The sequence below is a fragment of the Streptomyces sp. NPDC048349 genome, from assembly GCF_040651925.1.
GTDB lineage: Bacteria > Actinomycetota > Actinomycetes > Streptomycetales > Streptomycetaceae > Streptomyces.
Window position 1 is genome coordinate 1 of sequence record NZ_JBEZLA010000026.1, and the last position, 16,193, is coordinate 16,193.

Consider the following 16,193-nt stretch of genomic DNA (forward strand, 5'->3'; position numbering starts at 1 on the left):
CCCGTACTGGACGTACTTGGGCTTTCGGCCGGTGCGGCGAGAGTGCGTGCCGGGCACCGCGACGCCGCGGACCTCCGTCAGACACCCCCTAGCGCTCGCGGGGCTGGGCGAAGCGGACCATGTTGCCGGACGGGTCGCGGAAGGCGCAGTCGCGCACGCCGTAGTGCTGGTCGATCGGTTCCTGCAGGACCTCGCCACCGGCCGCCCTGACCTGCTCGAAGGTGGCGTCGCAGTCGTCGGTGGAGAAGATCACGCCGCGCAGCAGGCCCTTGGCCAGCAGTGCGGCCATGGCCGTCCGGTCGGCCGCTGAGGCGTTGGGGTCGGCGAGCGGAGGTTCGAGGACGATGGCCACGTCCGGCTGCGCGGGCGACCCGACGGTCACCCAGCGCATCCCCTCGTACCCGACGTCGCCCCGCACCTCCAGGCCGAGGGCGTCGCGGTAGAAGGCGAGCGCCTTGTCGTGGTCGTCGACGGCGATGAAGCACTGGGAGAGTGTGATGTCCATGGCGTCGACGCTACGAGCCTTCGACGGGCAGCGCTTCTCCGATCCTGACCGGTTTCACGCGGCCGGGCCGCCGGGCCCCTGGCCGTATCGTGGCTTCCCGCCAACTATCTTTCCTTTTCGGCGAGTTGCGGGTTCGCTGACCTATGTTCCGTGGGGCACACCCTTTCGCCCCAGGAGGTCAGATTGCAGTCCAGGCGCTTCCCCGCCCTTCCCCGCCCGTTACGCCGTTCCCGCCTGCTCATAGCCTTCGGCCTCGGCTCGCTGCTGATCGGCCTGACGCCGTGGCTCGGGGTCGCGGGTCCGGCCGCGGCCGGCCGCGCGCCGGCGCCCCGGCCCGCGCCCGTCCCCCTCGACCAGCAGACGGCGGTGCAGTCACCGCACCACGGCATCGCGCCGGCGAACGCCATGGAACCCACGGCCCCGGTCCTCGACCGGACCGGCTGGACCGCCACCGCGAGCGACGAGGAGACCGGCGGCGAGAACGGCCGCGCGGCCAACGTGCTCGACGGCAACACCGCCACCATCTGGCACAGCACGTGGACGGGGACCCCCGCCCCGCTGCCGCACACCATCACCCTCGACATGCAGCGCACCACGGTCGTCTCCGCGCTCGTCTACCACCCCCGCACCAACAGCGCCAACGGGCGCGTCGGTGAGTACTCCATCAGCGTCAGCACCGACGGACGCGGCTGGGGCAGCCCGGTCGCCACCGGCACCCTCGCGGACGACGCCGGCGCGAAGACCCTCGGGTTCGCCCCGCAGGGAGCCCGGTTCGTACGCCTGACCGCGTTCACCGAGGCCGGCGGCCGCGGGCCCTGGACCTCCGCCGCCGAGATCAACCTGCTGGGCGACCCCGGCACCCCGGCCGCCACCGTCGACCTCTCCCGGGCCGGCTGGACCGCCACCGCGAGCGACGAGGAGACCGGCGGCGAGAACGGCCGCGCGGCCAACGTGCTCGACGGCAGCGCCGCCACCCTCTGGCACAGCACGTGGACGGGGACCCCCGCCCCGCTGCCCCACAGCATCACCATCGACATGCAGCGCACGACAGCGGTCTCCGCGCTCGTCTACCACCCGCGCGCCGACGGGGCCAACGGCCGGGCAGGTGCCTACACCGTCACCACCAGCACCGACGGCACGGCATTCGGCGCACCGGTCGCCGCGGGCACCTGGCGCGACGACGACACCGTCAAGACCGCCACCTTCACCCGCACCGAGAACACCCGCTTCATACGCCTGACCGTGACCACCGAGGCCGGCGGCCGCGGCCCGTGGACCTCGGCCGGCGAGATACGCCTGAGCGGACCGGCCGCCCCGGCCGTCCACGGATCCTGGGACCGGATCATCGGCTTCCCCCTGGTGCCCGTGGCCACCGCCGTCCTGCCGGGCGACAAGCTGCTGGCCTGGTCGGCGTACGCGGCCGACCGCTTCGGCGGCAGCAGCGGCTACACCCAGACCGCGATCCTGGACCTGAAGACCGGCAAGGTCACCCAGCGCCGCATCGACAACACCGGCCACGACATGTTCTGCCCCGGCATCGCCATGCTGGCCGACGGCCGGGTGCTGGTCACCGGGGGGAGCAACGCGCAGAAGGCGAGCATCTACGACCCCGCCACCGACGCGTGGTCCGCCACCACCAGCATGAACACCGCCCGCGGCTACCAGGCCATGACCCTGCTCTCCACCGGCGAGGCCTTCGTCCTCGGCGGGTCGTGGAGCGGAGCCGCCGGCGACAAGGGCGGCGAAGTCTGGTCGCCGGACACCCGCACCTGGCGCGCACTCCCCGGCGTCCCCGCCACCCCGGCGCTGACGGCCGACCCGGCCGGGCCCTACCGCGCCGACAACCACATGTGGCTGCACGCCACTTCGGGCGGCAAGGTACTCCAACTCGGCCCGAGCAAGCAGATGAACTGGATCTCGACCACCGGCCGGGGCAGCATCACCTCCGCCGGCACCCGGGCCGACAGCCCTGACGCCATGACCGGCAACGCCGTCCCCTACGACATCGGCAAACTGCTCACGCTGGGCGGCTCGCCCGCCTACGAGAAGACCCCCGCCACCCGGCGCGCATACACCGTGGACATCTCCGGCAACCAGGTCCGGGCCGCCCGCACCGGGGACATGGAGCACGCCCGCGCCTTCGGCAACAGCGTCGTCCTGCCCGACGGCAAAGTGGCCGTCTTCGGCGGACAGGCCTACCCGGTGCCCTTCAGCGACGCGACCTCCGTGCTGACGCCCGAGCTGTGGGACCCGTCGACCGGCCGCTTCACCCCGCTCGCCACCATGGCCATCCCGCGCAACTACCACAGCGTGGCCGGCCTCCTTCCCGACGGGCGGATCTTCTCCGGCGGCGGCGGCCTGTGCGGCGACTGCGCGACCAACCACGCCGACGGGTCCGTCTTCACACCGCCCTACCTGCTCAACGCGGACGGCTCACCGAAGCCGCGCCCCGTCATCACCGCAGGCGTGCCCCACAGGGCGGCCCCAGGGAGCACGCTCACGGTGAGCACCCGGGCCCCGGTGGCCTCATTCGTCCTGATGCGGGCGGCGGCCGCGACCCACTCCACCGACAACGACCAGCGGCGGGTCCCCCTCGCCTCCACCGCCACCGGAACCGGCGCGTACACGGTGTCCCTGCCCGCCGACACCGGCGTGCTGCTGCCGGGGACCTACATGCTCTTCGCCCTCGACGCCCAGGGGGTACCGAGCACCGCGGAGTTCGTCACCGTCTCCTGACCCCGCCGGCGGTGTCCGGCCCCGGCGCGGGGCCGGGCACCCGCCCGAACTGGCCCGCTCCTGCGGTCGTACCTATCGTGGGAGCAGCCCCAGACCAGGACCCAGCGCGCGGACGGGTGGATCGTGGACGGATCCGGGATCGACTACCAGGCGGTCTTCCAGGCCCTGCCGGCCGGGATCGCGCTGTTGACCCCCGATCTGGTGTACCTCGACGTCAACGAGGCGTTCCTGTCGATGTCCGGCCGTACGCGCGAGCAGATCATCGGACGCCACCTGTTCGACGTCTTCCCCGACAACCCCGACGATCCGGCCGCGACGGGCATGCGCAACCTGCGCGCCTCCCTCGAACGGGTCGTGGCCACCGGGGAGCGCGACACCATGGCCCTGCAACGCTACGACGTGGAATCCGCCGATCGGCCCGGGGTGTGGCAGGAGCGGTACTGGAGCCCCGTCAACGTCCCCGTCCTGGCTGCCGACGGCACCGTCGCGCTGCTGGTGCACCGCGTGGAGGAGGTCACCGAACTCATCCGGGTCCGCGGCGCCCACAGCGACGAGGACCGCGCCCGGGTCCTGGAGTCCGAGCTCTACACCCGCGGCCGCGAGCTCCAGGCGGTCAACGAACGCCTGCGCCGCGCCCACGCCCGTGAGCGGGAGGTGGCCCTCCACCTCCAGGAGGCGATGCTGCCCACGCCCGGCCCGCTCGGCCACCACCGGTCCGCCGTGCGCTACCTGCCCGCGACCGGAGCCCTGAACGTGTGCGGCGACTGGTACGACCTCGTGGACCTGCCCGGCCGCACCGCCGTCGCCGTCGGGGACGTCGTCGGCCACGGACTGCGCGCGGCCGGCGTCATGGGCCAGCTCCGCAGCGCCCTGTCGGCGGCCTCGCGCGTCGCCCAGGGCCCCGCCCAGGCCCTGGAGGGCCTGGGCCTGTACGCCCGCTCCATCGACGGCGCCGAGTCCGCCACCGTGGTGTCGGTCTTCATCGACTGGGACGGCCGCACCCTCACCTACAGCAGCGCCGGCCACCCCCCGCCCGCGCTCTGCGCCCCCGACGGAGCCGTGGCCTTCCTCGACCAGGCCACGGACCCTCCTTTGGGCGCCCGGCCCGAACACGCCCGCCGCCCCCAGGCCCGTACCGCATTCACCGACGGTTCCACGCTCGTCCTCTACACCGACGGACTCGTCGAACGCCGCCGCGAGGACATCGACGTCGGTCTCGAACGGCTCGCCGAAGCCCTCGCACGGCACCGCACCGCCGATCCCGACGCTCTCGCCGACGCCCTGCTGGCCGACCTCGTCCCGCCCGCCGGCATCACCGACGACACGGCTCTGGTCGTCCTGCGCCTGTGACGGCTCCGACTGCGGCGTGGGTCGTGGCTGCCGGCTGCTCCCGGTCTCAGCGCCAGGCGGGATGCCCTTCGGCGGCGGCGCCGGCGGTGACCGGGCGCTCGCCGGTACGGTCCGTCCGCACGGCCCAGATCACGGGCTTCTCGTACGGGCCGCGGACGAAGGCCACCCACGTGCCGTCGACGGACCAGGCGGGATCCATCTCGTGGGCGCCGGTGGCCACCAGGTCGCGGTCATCGGTGCCGTCGGCGTCCACGAGCCGGATGTCGCCCTGGGTCCCCGCGCCGTAGGTCCCCGCGGTGTACGCGAAGGTCGTGCCGTCGGGGGACCAGACCGGGTCGAGTGCCGGATGGGGCAGCCGGGTCACCTGCTGCGGTGCCCGCTCCGGCGCGGCGGGGTCGACCACGTGGATCTGCCAGTTCTCGGGCCCCGTCTGCAGACAGACCGCGATCCGCTTGCCGTCCGGCGACCAGGCGGGATCCTCCACCTGGCCCGTGCCGGAGGTGAGCTGGCGGGCGGAGCCGTCGGCGAGTTCGACCACGAACAGCTGCTGCACGCCGTCCTTCATGCGCAGTACGGCGAGCCGGCTGCCGTCCGGCGACCACGACACCCTGCCGCCGGCGATGGGGGCGACCCGGCGCGGGTTCGAACCGTCGGCGGCGGTGGTCCAGACGGCCGTGCCCTCGGGAGTGCTCCGGGTGAACGCGAACGACCTGCGGTCGGGGGACCACTGGGGCAGCATGTCGCACGCAGCGCCCGCGACGAGCCGTACGGGCGTGTCCGTCGAGGGGTCCCGGCGGGCGATGACACCGTGACAGGTCGCCGGCCAGCCGGCGGCGGTGTCCTGCCGGATCAACAAGGGGTCGGTCGGGAACGGGGCGGGGGACGGGGCGGCAGCGGATCCGGATCCCGTGCCCGTGGGGGCGGCGGCGGGCGCCTTGGCGTCGTCGCGGGCGGCGTCGGACCAGGGCTGCCACAGCAGCAGGCCGACGGCCGCCAGGGCGGTGACGAGCGCGGCGGCCGCCGCCGGCGCCCGGCGTCGCCGGGGCTCCGCGCCACCCGGCCGGTCCCGCGGGGGCGCGGGGGAGGGCGGCGCCGCGGTCCCGGTCACGGTCGGCGGCTGTTCGGTACGGGGCGCAGGGCCGTCGGGACGGGAAGCGTCCGGTGCCGTAAGGGGCTGGGTGCGGCCGGGCGCTGGGGTCGCCGGTTCCGTAGGGGGCTGGGCGCGGCCGGGCCCTGGGGTCGGAGGTGCCGTAGGGGGCTGGGTGCGGCCGGGCGCTGGGAGCGGAGGTGCCGTACGGGGCTGGGCGTCCTCGGGCAGGGGGGTCGGAGGTGCCGTCCGGGGCTCGGCATCGTCGGGGCGGGGAGTTGGCAGGGCCGTGCCGGGGGCCGTGCCGACCGGTGAGGGGACCTGCGGTGCCGGGGTGGCCCGCGGGGCATCCGGCGCGGTGGGGTGTGCGGCCGGTTCCGCCCGGGGGAGCAGCTGCGTGGCCGCGTCCGGGAGCCAGCCGTCGCCGGCCGGGTGGCGGACGGTCAGGCTGCCGAGGAAGGCCGTCGGGGTGGGCCGGGCCTCCGGGTCCTTGGACAGGCAGGCGCTGACGGCCGCGCGGAGTTCACGGGGGACGGCGGACAGGTCCGGCTCCTCGTGGACGACCTTGTAGTGGCGCGCCGCTGACGGGCCGTCGCCGAAGGGGGAGCCGCCCGCGGCCTGCGCGAGCACCACCCCCAGCGCGAACATGTCGACCGCCGGGGTGACCGCGCCGCTGGTGAGCTGCTCGGGTGCCAGGAACCCCGGCGTGCCGATCTGCAGGCCGGTCTGCGTCAGGGCCGTCCCGTCCAGAGCGCGGGCGATGCCGAAGTCGATGACGCGCGGCCCGTCCTCCGCGACGATGATGTTCGCGGGCTTGAGGTCGCGGTGGATGACCCCCGCCCGGTGGATCGCCTCGAGCGCCTCGGCCAGGCCGGCCGCCAGGACGGTGAGCGTGTCCAGGGGCAGCGACCCGACCCGCGCGAGCACGGCTTGCAGGGTGGGTCCGGGTACAAAGGCCGTGACCAGCCAGGCCGGATCCCCGTCCGGGTCGGCGTCCACGACCGGCGCGGTGTGGAAGCCGCCGACCCGCCGCGCGGCCGCGACCTCGTCGGCGAACCGGCGCCTGAAGCCGGGCTCGGTGCTCAGCTCGGGCCGTACGACCTTGACGGCCACCGCCCGGCCGGACCGGGAGCGGCCCAGGTAGACCACACCCATGCCCCCCTGCCCGAGCCGCCCCACCAGCCGGTAGCGGCCCTCGCCGACCGACCTGGGATCGCCCGCTTCGAGCGGCTTCATGGGTCCCCCGTTCCACAGCACGCGCGATGAACAGCCTCTCCCTACCGGTCGCGCCGCGTGCCCGTCAAGCGGGCCCCGGACGGCACGGCGCCCAGCGTCGGGGCCGGCCGCGGCCCCCCGGCCCACCGGTGCGGCCCCTGCCCGCTGGGCCCTCCACCTGCGCCGACCCTGCGGGTTTCCTTAGGGGAACCTGAAGAACGCCTCCGGAGGGCTCTTTTCGCTGGTCACCGCCCTAGGCTCGGTCGGACCGTCCTCCCCTTCTCTCTGTGAGGTCTTCAGGCATGAGCCGCAGCCGAACTCCCGGATCCGTGTCCCGCGTCGAGGCGCGACGGAAGAAGACGGTGCGCACGCGCATCGTGCTGTCCCTGACCGCGGCCGCCGCGGCGGTGGCGGTCGGGGTCGCGGTGGCCGACTCCGACGGCGGTGCGCGCGGGGACGAGCGGGTCGGTGGCGCCTCCGGGCCCCAGTCCGGGACTGCGGGTACCGGAAGCGGGGAGGCGACGGCCGCCCCCTCGCCCTCCCCTTCCGAGCTCACCGCCGACGCCGCTTCCGCGACGGGCGCGATGCCGTCCGGGACCCCGGGCGGCGACGCCACGGGATCCGCGGCTGCCACGCCGTCCGCGACCCAGGAGAGCAGTCCGGCCGCGCCGGCGGCGGCCCCGAGCCGCAAGCCCACGCGTACGTCCGCCGCGCCCGCCGGCGGCACCGGCGGTTCGGGCGGCTCCTCCGGCAGCGCCTCGGGCGACTCCGAGTCGGCGGTCCTCGCCCTGGTCAACAAGGAGCGGGCGGCGGCCGGGTGCGGGCCCCTGGCCGCGAACGCCCAACTGACCGCCGCGGCCCGGGCGTACAGCGACACGATGGCCCGCAGCGGCGTCATGTCCCACACCGGACCCGACGGGTCCACCATGACCACCCGCGTGGAAGCCGCCGGCTACGGGTGGTCCCGCCTGGGCGAGAACATAGCCCGCGGCCAGGCGGACGCCGACGCGGTCATGAACGCGTGGATGAACAGCCCCGGCCACAGGGCCAACATCCTCAACTGCGCCTTCCGGGAGATCGGCATAGGCGTCCACAAGGGCGACGGGGGCCCGTGGTGGACGCAGAACTTCGGTACGCCGAAGTAGGACCCCCCACCAGAACCGGCCCACCGGCCCCGGCCCACCGGCCCACCGGCCCGCCGAGCACCCCACGCCCTCCGACCCGTACGCGGTCCGGAGGGCGTCGGCGTCGGCGTCGACCCCCGGCTTCCCGTACAGGATCGGCCGTACGAGCGGGCCGTACGAGAGAGCCGTACGAGCGGGCCGTACGGGTCGAACCGGCCCGCCGGGGCCCGGCCGGAGCGCTCGGGGGGAGGCGGTGACGGGCGGCCCGGCGCGTCGGCCACTATGGGGCCGTGCCTCGAATTCCGCGCTACCTGCTCATATGGCTGTCCTGTACGGCCGCCAGCGTGACCGCCGTGCTCGGCACGGTCCAGTTCGTGGTCGGCTCGACCCGGCATACGCCCCCGGTCGCGCGGTCCGCCCCGATGGTCTTCGACTCCCCGCCCGCCTGGCAGGCGGGGCAGGGCCAGTCCCCGAGCCCGTCCCCGAGCGCGTCCGCGGGCGGTTCGCCCACCGCGACCGAGCGGCCGTCCCCCTCGGCTTCGGCGTCCCCGTCCGCGAAGGCCTCGACGGGAACCCCGCGCACCACCGCACCCAAGCCCGCCGTCGACTGCGAGGGGGGACCGGGCCTGCACACCGTCCCCTCGCAGGGCGGCAAGGTCACCGTGCGGTACGGGAGCCGCGGCGTGTGCCTGATCTCCGCGATCCCCGGCCGGGGGTTCAAGGCCACCACCTCCCAGGCCGCGGACGACACCCTGACGGTCACCTTCACCAGCGCGGACCACCGCTCGGTCGTCACGGCGACGATCGACCCGGTGGCGAAGGCCAGCGTCCGCGAGAGCTCGTTCTGAGTTCCAGGCGGACACTCCCGGCCGCTCGGACCGGTCCGTCCCACTGAACCCCCGGGTCCCCTTTGCCGGTTTCACCTCCGTACGGGGGCTCATCGCCCGAGTTCCGGCGGAGCGGAAGGTGAGCTCTTCCTTAGGGGAACCTCAAGATCGCGCTCAGCCGGTCCGGTCGGCCCCGGGCGGTCCTATGCTCGCGTCAGCCGAGCGTCCTCGGGCGACGCCGGGGCCTGCTGCCCCCGCGACCGTCGGGCCGCCGGCTTCACCGAGCCGGGACGCGCATTCGCCGCTCCCGCAGTCCGAACCGTGCCTTGGGGTGTCTCGCCATGAGTTCTCGCATACTCCGACCCGTCCGCGCAGGCCGCCGCACGCCGCAGCCCCGCTCCACCGCGCCCCTGGGGATGCGCCTGCCGCTGGTTGCCGCGGCGGTGGCCGCCGCCGGTCTGACCGTCGCGTGCGGGCCGTCCTCGCAACCCGTCGGAGCCGCCTCGCCGTCCGCGGTCGCACCGTCCTCGTCGGCCCTGCCCGCGGGGACGGAGTCCGCCTCCGCGTCCGGGTCCCCGTCCGCCGAGGCGTCCCCGACCGCCCCGGCCTCCTCGTCGGCGTCCGCCGCCGCCCCGGCCGGCTCCTCGCCGGCCCCCTCGCGCACGCAGAGCACTTCGGCCGCACCCAAGCCGCCCCGCACGTCCGCCGCGCCCGCGCCGGCCCGGATCCCCGGTCCCGGCTACGACAGTTCGGCCGATGCGCAGAAGCTGATCGACGCGGCCCTGAGCGCGGCCAAGGCCGACGGGCGGATGGTGCTGCTCGACTTCGGCGCCAACTGGTGCGGCAACTGCAAGGCCGCCGACAAGGTGTTCGCGCAGCCGCAGACAGCGGCGATCCTCGGAGCCTCGTACCACCTGGTCAAGGTCGACATCGGCGGCAACAGCTCCGCCAACTCGGCGCTCCTGCGCAAGTACAGCCCCTCGGGCGGCACGTACAAGATGCCCGTCCTCGTCGTCGTCACGCCGTCCGGTGCGGTGCGCACCGACACCCACGCCACGGGCAACCCCGCCCTGACCGCAGACGGGATCAACTCCTTCCTGCGCCAGTGGGCGTCATGAGACGACCGGTCCTGCGGTCCGCCGTCGTGGCCGGAGCCGGCCTCGTGGTGGCGGCCGCGGGCTGCGTCTTCGCCGCCTCGGGCGGCGCCGGTACGCACGCCGGCGACGGCGGCGGTGCCGGCGCGCCGGCCCGGACGCCGGCCGGCCCGGCGGACACCGCGGTCAGGTCCGCGGCCGCGGCCACGGTCGTGGACCCCGGCTCCCGTCCGGCCGCGCCCCTGCTGGCGGGGGAGGACCTGGACGGACGGCCGGTCAGCCTCGCCGAGTTCCGGGGCCAGGTCGTCGTGCTCAACGTCTGGGGCTCCTGGTGCGGCCCCTGCCGGGCGGAGGCCGACGACCTCGAGCGGCTCAGCCGGCGGACGCGGGACGAGGGGGTCCGCTTCCTCGGCATCAACACCCGCGACCGGGACCGGGGGGCGGCCCGGGCCTTCGTACGCGCACACGGGCTGGGATTCCCCAGCCTCCACGATCCCGCCGGTGAGCTCCTGCTGCGCTTTCCCCCCGCGGTCCTCAACCCGCAGGCGATCCCCTCGACGCTCGTGGTCGACCGCCGCGGGCGCATCGCCGTCAGCATCGGGGGCGCCGTCACCGACGAGGAGCTGGGGCCGCTGCTCGCACGCGTGGCGGGGGAGGAGTCGTGACGGCGGTCGCGGGCGCGGCGTTCGCCGCGGCGGACGCCCCCTCCCTCCTCCACGGGACGCTGGCCGTCGCGACGCCCGTGGCGTTCCTGGCGGGACTCGTCTCCTTCCTCTCGCCGTGCGTGCTGCCGCTCGTCCCGGGCTACCTCAGCTACGTGACCAGCCTGTCAGTCTCCGACCTGGCGGAGGCCCGCGGGGGTCAGCGCCGCCGCATGGCGGCCGGTGCCGCCCTGTTCGTCCTGGGCTTCACGGCGGTCCTCGTCTCCGGAGGCGCCCTCTTCGGGTACTTCGGCCGCACCCTGCTGGCCCACCAGGAAGTGATCACCCAGGTGCTCGGTGTCTTCACCGTGCTGATGGGACTGTCCTTCATGGGGCTCCTGCCGGGCTTCACACAGCGGGAGCTGCGCAGCCACCGCCGGCCCGTGCTCGGACTGGCCGGCGCACCCGCCCTGGGCGCGGTGTTCGCGGTCGGCTGGACCCCGTGCATCGGCCCGACGCTGGCCGCCGTCCAGGCACTCGCCTGGAGCGAGGCGAGCGCGGCCCGCGGGGCCCTGCTGATGGCGGCCTACTGCCTCGGGCTGGGCCTCCCCTTCCTCCTGGCCGCGCTGGCCTTCCGCCGCGCCCTGGGTGCCTTCGGCGCCGTCAAACGCCACTACCCGTGGGTCCTGCGGACCGGCGGCGGGATGCTCGTGCTCGTCGGCGTACTGCTGGCCACCGGCGTGTGGAACGACCTGGTGTACCGGCTGCAGTTGTGGAGCGCGAGCTTCACCCCCGCCGTGTAGGGCCCGAGTCCGCCCTGCTCACCCCCACCCCTGAGACCGAGGTACAGATGAACCTTTCCCGCCGTGAACGGCATTCCCGGAAGGTCCGCGTCGCGGCGGCCCTGCTCTCCCTCGCCGCGCTCGCGGCGTGCGGCGGACAGCCCGCCGGGGGAGGCGGCGCCGCGCCCACGATGCGCTTCACCGAGAACGGGGTCACCGTCACGCTCACGGTGTCCGACTGGAACGCCCCCAAGGGCACGCTGACCGCGGTGTTCACCCCCGAGGAGAAGGGGTTCCACCTCTACAGCACCGACCTGCCGGCCACCGGGATCGAGGGCGTGGGCCGACCGACCGCCATGGACGTCACCGGAGTCCTGCGGGCGGAAGGGAAACTGACGGCCGCCGCCGAGGTGCGGACCATCAGCGTGCCCGGTGTCGAGGCCCCGGTCCCCGTCTACCCGGACGGCCCCGTCACCGCCACCCTGCCCGTCCGCGCCGACGGCAACGGGGAGGCGACGGTCCTGCTCGGGTACGCGAGCTGCAGTACGCAGGAGGGCTGCACCATCCCGGTTTCCGACCGGCCCGTGCACCTGCGCGTCACCGCCGGCGGCCTGGCCTTCGGCTCTTCCTAGGAACGCGCGTTCACCGGGAACGAGCGTTCACTTAGGGTGTGCCCATGCCGAGCGTCCTGGTCGTGGAAGACGACCCCAGCATCCGCCAGTCACTGATCGAGGTCCTGGCGGAGCACGGGTATGCCGTACGCAGCGCGACGGACGGGTTCGGGGCCCTGCGCGAGGTCACCCAGACGCCCGTCGACGCGGTCGTACTCGACCTGGGGCTGCCCGATTTGGACGGAGGAGACGCTCTGCGCATGATCCGCGGCATATCCTCCGTTCCGGTGCTGGTGGCCACCGCCCGCGACGACGAGACGGAGATCATCAAGCTCCTCAACGCGGGCGCCGACGACTACGTGGTCAAGCCGTTCTCCGGGGGGCAGCTCATCGCACGCCTCACCGCCGTCCTCAGGCGCACCGGCCACCTTCCCCCGGCCCACGCCTCCCACGCCGCGCATGCCGGCCAGGGTGCGCGCCCGGCACCGGCAGCCGAACCGCTGCGCAGCCTCACCGTCGGCGAACTGACCGTGGACCCCGGCGCGCGCACCGCGCACCTGGCCGGCCGTGAGCTCCACCTCACCCGCCGCGAGTTCGACCTGCTGGCCTTCCTCGCCCACCACACCGGTCAGGTCGTCTCCAAACGGACGCTGCTGACCGAGGTCTGGCGCGAGCCCTACGTCGACGACCAGACCGTCGACGTGCACCTGTCGTCCCTGCGCCGCAAGCTCGGCGAACGCGCGGCGGCCCCGCGCTACCTGCTGACCGTCCGCGGCGTCGGCATCAAGCTGGTGGCGCCGCGGTGAGACGCTCACTGGCCGGAGTGGCGCTCGCCGTGACCTCCATGGTGGCCCTCTCCTTCCTCATACCGCTGGCCGCACTGGTGATGTCGCTGGTCAAAGAGCAGAGCGTCACCGCGGCCGAGCAGCGGGCCGCCGCCCTGGCCCCCGTACTGACCCTGACCACGGACCCCTCCGCCCTGCGGGAGTCCGCGGCCGGTCTGGACGCGACCGAGCACCTGGTCGTGCACCTGCCGGACGGCCCCGCCCTCGGCAGCTCGCGGGCCCCCGCGGCGCTGCTCGAACGGGCGCAGCGCGGACGGGAGTCCATCTCCCGGCAGATCCCCAGCGGCTGGATCTGCCTGCAGCCGGTGGTGCTGCCCGGCGACCGGGTCGCCGTCATCGAGAACTTCGTCCCCGAAGCGGAGCTGACCCGCGGGGTGAAGGCCTCCTGGGCGGTCATGCTCCTCCTCGCCGTGGGTCTGGTCGGCGGTTCCGTGCTGGTCGCCGACCGCCTCGGAGCGAAGGTCGTCAGGTCCTCCAAGCGGCTCGCGCACGCTTCCCACGCACTGGGGCAGGGCAACCTGGACGCCCGCGTGGAGCCCATGGGCCCCCGCGAACTGCGTGACGCCGGCGTCGCCTTCAACGCCATGGCCCACCGGATGACCGAACTGCTCGCCGTGGAACGCGAACTCGTCGCCGACCTGTCGCACCGGCTGCGCACCCCGCTGACCGCCCTGCACCTGGCGTCGGAACGGATGGCGGGGTCACCGGAGTCGGCCAGGGTAGAGGCGGCCGTGGGCGAACTGGAGGCGGAACTCCAGGCCATCATCACCGCGGCGCGCACCCCGCTCGCCGTGGGGCCCATGGGTCTGGGCATGCTCGGCACGGACGGCGCCGTCCCGGGCGCCGGCCCCCACACCGCCGGCGCGGCGCCGTCCGGACCCCGCTGCGAGGCGGCCGACGTCGTCCGCCGCCGGGCCGCCTTCTGGGCGGTGCTGGCGGAGCAGCAGAGCAGGCCCTGCACCCTCGACGTCACGCAGGAGCCCTCGGCCGTCAGCCTCTCGGACGACGACGTCGCCGCCGTGGTGGACGCGCTCATCGGCAACGTCTTTCGCCACACCCCGTCCGGCACCCCGTTCGGCGTCCGCGTCGTGCGCAGTGCCCAGGCCGTCGAACTGGTCGTGGAGGACGCCGGTCCGGGCATCCCGGATCCGGACCGGGCCCTGTCGCGGGGCAGCAGCACCGGCTCCTCGGGGCTCGGTCTCGACATCGCCCGCCGGGCCGCGACCGTCACCGGCGGCACCGTGCGCATCGCCCGCGGGCCCCGGGGCGGCGCGCACATCAGCGTAGTCTTCGCGCTCGCCCCGACCCCGCCGTCCGGGCGCAGGCCGCGCAGCTCCCGGCGGCGTACGGGATGGGCCCGCGGCCGGTGACGCTCAGGCGGGCGTGAAGACGCCCGCGTCGGCCCCGTCGAGGATGAACCCGTTGTCGAAGCGGACGCGGACCGTGACCCGCGGCCCCCGTTCCCGGTAGGCGGTCCATGCGGGCTCCAGGGAAGCGACCTTCTGCTCCAGCTGTTCCCTGCTCTGTGCGGGCATGTCGTGGCCGAAGGAGTCGAGCAGGGACTTCAGCCGCTCGTACTCGCGCACGTCCTCGCCCTGGTCCACGTGCTCGACGACCCGCTCGACGGTGCCCTCGGTGCCCGCGGCCAGGGACAGGAAACCGGCGACGGCCCCCGTGGAGTCCTCCGCCGGCGCGACCGGACCCGTCAGCCGGGTGTCCGCCGCCAGCGTGACCCGCTGGCCTTCCTTCAGCGTCATGGTTCTTCGTCTCTCGTCTCTGGGCTCGCGGTTCGAGGTTCGATGGGTGCGGTGGGGTCATTATCCGCGCGGGTGGAGGGGGCCGGCGTGGCAGAGTGGGACCATGTGCGGTCGTTACGCTTCTTCCCGGGCCCCGGAGGACCTCGCGGGTCTCTTCGACGCCCAGCGGGATCCCGGCGCCGAGGCGCTCGGGCCCTCCTGGAACGTGGCCCCCACCGACGACGTGTGGGCGGTCCTGGAACGCGCCGACCGCGACACCGGGGAAGTGGCGCGCCGGCTCCGGCCAGTGCGGTGGGGTCTGGTGCCGTCCTGGGCGAAGGACCCCTCGGTGGGTTCGCGCATGATCAACGCCCGCGTGGAGACCGTGCACGAGAAGCCGGCCTACCGGCGCGCGTTCACCCGCAGGCGGTGCCTGCTGCCCGCCGACGGCTTCTACGAGTGGGTCGCCGTGCCCGCCAGCGGCTCCGCGAAGGCGTACAAGCAGCCGTACTTCATCCGCCCCGAGGACGCGGGGGTGATGGCGATGGCGGGGCTGTACGAGTTCTGGCGCGACCCCGCCGTCAAGGACGACGAGGACCCGGCGGCCTGGCTGACCACGGCCACGATCATCACGACCGAAGCCGCCGATCAGGCGGGCCGCGTCCATCCCCGCATGCCGCTGGCGCTGAACCCCGGTGATTACGACACCTGGCTGGACCCCGCCCACCAGGACACCGCCGACCTCCGGGCCCTGCTGCACACCCCCGCCGACGGCCGCCTCGCGGTGACGGCGGTCTCGACGGAGGTCAACAGCGTCCGCAACAACGGCCCCCACCTCCTCGACCCCGCCGCCTAAGGCTTCTGGAGGGACGACCGGCCCCGCTCGCGGACGTACGCTTCCAGCTCGGCGGCCCCCGAGAGCATCGCCCGCCCGCGGGCGACCAGCCGGCCCTGCCAGTCCTGCAATGCGGTCTCCAGCGGCTCCAGCCCGCCGGCCGCCCGTACGTGGGCGATCAACGGGGCGATCTGCTCCAGCAGGTAGCCGCCCCGCCGGAGCTGGTGGGCGAGCCGCGCGTCCCGTACGTCGGCCTCGTCGAAGACCCGGTACCCGGTCAGCCGGTCGCGGCGCGGGCGCACCAGCCCGGCGCGTTCCCACTTGCGCAGCGTCGCGGGCCGGATGCCGAGTTCCTCCGCCAGCGGCCCGATGAACGTGCCGCCGGACGCGGCGGCCACCGCTTCGCCGGCCCCGGCCGGCGTGGGCGCCAGGTCGCGCAGGGCGCGCTCCACGGCCCGGAGCGTCCGCCGGTCGTCGAGCAGCAGCGCGTGGCTCTCGTCGACGAGGCGGAACGCCTCGTCGTCCGCCCCCTCGTTCAGGGCCCGCATGATCGACGCCGCCGTCCGGTGGCCGTGACCGGGCACCAGGGCGAGGAAGGCCCCCAGGGCCAGGGCGTGCAGCGGGGCGTAGGTCCGGTAGCCGTGGGCCGTGCGGTCGGCGGCCGGCAGGATCCCGGCCTCCTCGTAATTCCGGACGGCCTGCGTCGACAGACCGTGCCGACGCGCCAGATCGACCGGCCGCAGCCGCTCACCCCTTTGAAGGTTTTTCCCCATCCAGCCGACGGTAGCGCAAAAAGTCTCAACCG

15 protein-coding genes are annotated in these 16,193 nt (G+C 74.6%); 11 read left to right on the top strand and 4 right to left on the bottom strand.

Annotated elements, in window-relative coordinates; genetic code table 11:
- Window positions 1-88: 88 nt before the first annotated feature.
- Window positions 89-505: a VOC family protein gene (locus tag AB0D44_RS16350; protein WP_362590567.1), complete on the bottom strand. Its 417-nt coding sequence runs from the start codon at window positions 503-505 to the stop codon at window positions 89-91.
- A gap of 183 nt (window positions 506-688) precedes the next feature.
- Here AB0D44_RS16350 and AB0D44_RS16355 point away from each other — a divergent pair, with 183 nt between their 5' ends.
- Both AB0D44_RS16355 and AB0D44_RS16360 read left to right on the top strand, forming a co-directional pair.
- Window positions 689-3,241 carry a discoidin domain-containing protein gene (locus tag AB0D44_RS16355; RefSeq protein ID WP_362590570.1) on the top strand — a complete coding sequence of 851 codons (2,553 nt, stop codon included), beginning with the start codon at window positions 689-691 and terminating at the stop codon, window positions 3,239-3,241.
- Between the two features lie 123 nt (window positions 3,242-3,364).
- Window positions 3,365-4,591, top strand: a complete 1,227-nt coding sequence (locus AB0D44_RS16360; protein WP_362590573.1) for a SpoIIE family protein phosphatase — start codon at window positions 3,365-3,367, stop codon at window positions 4,589-4,591.
- A gap of 46 nt (window positions 4,592-4,637) precedes the next feature.
- Here the strand turns inward: AB0D44_RS16360 and AB0D44_RS16365 are convergent, their stop codons facing one another.
- Window positions 4,638-6,914, bottom strand: coding sequence for a protein kinase (locus AB0D44_RS16365; protein WP_362590575.1), 2,277 nt, complete (start codon window positions 6,912-6,914; stop codon window positions 4,638-4,640).
- A 281-nt stretch (window positions 6,915-7,195) separates the two neighbouring features.
- On the opposite strand from AB0D44_RS16365, the gene AB0D44_RS16370 reads away from it, so the two are divergent.
- The 8 genes from AB0D44_RS16370 to AB0D44_RS16405 all read left to right on the top strand — a co-directional run bounded on the left by AB0D44_RS16370 (window position 7,196) and on the right by AB0D44_RS16405 (window position 14,187).
- Window positions 7,196-8,038 (top strand): CAP domain-containing protein, encoded by an 843-nt coding sequence (locus tag AB0D44_RS16370; protein WP_362590578.1) that lies wholly within the window; start codon window positions 7,196-7,198, stop codon window positions 8,036-8,038.
- A 269-nt stretch (window positions 8,039-8,307) separates the two neighbouring features.
- Window positions 8,308-8,865, top strand: coding sequence for a hypothetical protein (locus AB0D44_RS16375; RefSeq protein WP_362590581.1), 558 nt, complete (start codon window positions 8,308-8,310; stop codon window positions 8,863-8,865).
- A 320-nt stretch (window positions 8,866-9,185) separates the two neighbouring features.
- On the top strand, window positions 9,186-9,962 hold the full coding sequence (locus AB0D44_RS16380) for a thioredoxin family protein (RefSeq protein ID WP_362590583.1): 777 nt from the start codon (window positions 9,186-9,188) through the stop codon (window positions 9,960-9,962).
- On the top strand, window positions 9,959-10,603 hold the full coding sequence (locus AB0D44_RS16385) for a TlpA disulfide reductase family protein (protein ID WP_362590584.1): 645 nt from the start codon (window positions 9,959-9,961) through the stop codon (window positions 10,601-10,603). Before AB0D44_RS16380 ends, AB0D44_RS16385 begins: the two co-directional genes overlap by 4 nt.
- Window positions 10,600-11,382 (top strand): cytochrome c biogenesis protein CcdA, encoded by a 783-nt coding sequence (locus AB0D44_RS16390; RefSeq protein ID WP_362590586.1) that lies wholly within the window; start codon window positions 10,600-10,602, stop codon window positions 11,380-11,382. The genes AB0D44_RS16385 and AB0D44_RS16390 overlap by 4 nt, the downstream gene beginning before the upstream one ends.
- 47 nt (window positions 11,383-11,429) lie before the next feature.
- Complete coding sequence (locus tag AB0D44_RS16395) at window positions 11,430-11,993, top strand: hypothetical protein (protein WP_362590589.1); 564 nt, start codon at window positions 11,430-11,432, stop codon at window positions 11,991-11,993.
- A 44-nt stretch (window positions 11,994-12,037) separates the two neighbouring features.
- Window positions 12,038-12,778, top strand: coding sequence for a response regulator transcription factor (locus AB0D44_RS16400; protein ID WP_362590591.1), 741 nt, complete (start codon window positions 12,038-12,040; stop codon window positions 12,776-12,778).
- Window positions 12,775-14,187, top strand: coding sequence for an ATP-binding protein (locus AB0D44_RS16405; RefSeq protein ID WP_362590594.1), 1,413 nt, complete (start codon window positions 12,775-12,777; stop codon window positions 14,185-14,187). The genes AB0D44_RS16400 and AB0D44_RS16405 overlap by 4 nt, the downstream gene beginning before the upstream one ends.
- 3 nt (window positions 14,188-14,190) lie before the next feature.
- Here the strand turns inward: AB0D44_RS16405 and AB0D44_RS16410 are convergent, their stop codons facing one another.
- Entirely contained in the window at window positions 14,191-14,574 is a 384-nt protein-coding gene (locus AB0D44_RS16410) for a hypothetical protein (protein ID WP_362590597.1), read from the bottom strand.
- A 103-nt stretch (window positions 14,575-14,677) separates the two neighbouring features.
- Here AB0D44_RS16410 and AB0D44_RS16415 point away from each other — a divergent pair, with 103 nt between their 5' ends.
- Entirely contained in the window at window positions 14,678-15,409 is a 732-nt protein-coding gene (locus AB0D44_RS16415; protein ID WP_362590600.1) for an SOS response-associated peptidase, read from the top strand.
- Here the strand turns inward: AB0D44_RS16415 and AB0D44_RS16420 are convergent.
- Window positions 15,406-16,161: a TioE family transcriptional regulator gene (locus AB0D44_RS16420; protein ID WP_362590603.1), complete on the bottom strand. Its 756-nt coding sequence runs from the start codon at window positions 16,159-16,161 to the stop codon at window positions 15,406-15,408. The two genes, AB0D44_RS16415 and AB0D44_RS16420, sit on opposite strands and share 4 nt — an antisense overlap.
- Between the last annotated feature and the right edge of the window lie 32 nt (window positions 16,162-16,193).

What these genes read in the sequence shown, in the direction of transcription:
- AB0D44_RS16370 (WP_362590578.1), top strand. Translation starts at nt 7,196, where the DNA reads ATGAGCCGCAGCCGAACTCCCGGATCCGTGTCCCGCGTCGAGGCGCGA.
- AB0D44_RS16395 (WP_362590589.1), top strand. Translation starts at nt 11,430, where the DNA reads ATGAACCTTTCCCGCCGTGAACGGCATTCCCGGAAGGTCCGCGTCGCG.
- AB0D44_RS16365 (WP_362590575.1), bottom strand. Translation starts at nt 6,914, where the DNA reads ATGAAGCCGCTCGAAGCGGGCGATCCCAGGTCGGTCGGCGAGGGCCGC.
- AB0D44_RS16350 (WP_362590567.1), bottom strand. Translation starts at nt 505, where the DNA reads ATGGACATCACACTCTCCCAGTGCTTCATCGCCGTCGACGACCACGAC.
- AB0D44_RS16415 (WP_362590600.1), top strand. Translation starts at nt 14,678, where the DNA reads ATGTGCGGTCGTTACGCTTCTTCCCGGGCCCCGGAGGACCTCGCGGGT.
- AB0D44_RS16380 (WP_362590583.1), top strand. Translation starts at nt 9,186, where the DNA reads ATGAGTTCTCGCATACTCCGACCCGTCCGCGCAGGCCGCCGCACGCCG.
- AB0D44_RS16420 (WP_362590603.1), bottom strand. Translation starts at nt 16,161, where the DNA reads ATGGGGAAAAACCTTCAAAGGGGTGAGCGGCTGCGGCCGGTCGATCTG.
- AB0D44_RS16385 (WP_362590584.1), top strand. Translation starts at nt 9,959, where the DNA reads ATGAGACGACCGGTCCTGCGGTCCGCCGTCGTGGCCGGAGCCGGCCTC.
- AB0D44_RS16410 (WP_362590597.1), bottom strand. Translation starts at nt 14,574, where the DNA reads ATGACGCTGAAGGAAGGCCAGCGGGTCACGCTGGCGGCGGACACCCGG.
- AB0D44_RS16400 (WP_362590591.1), top strand. Translation starts at nt 12,038, where the DNA reads ATGCCGAGCGTCCTGGTCGTGGAAGACGACCCCAGCATCCGCCAGTCA.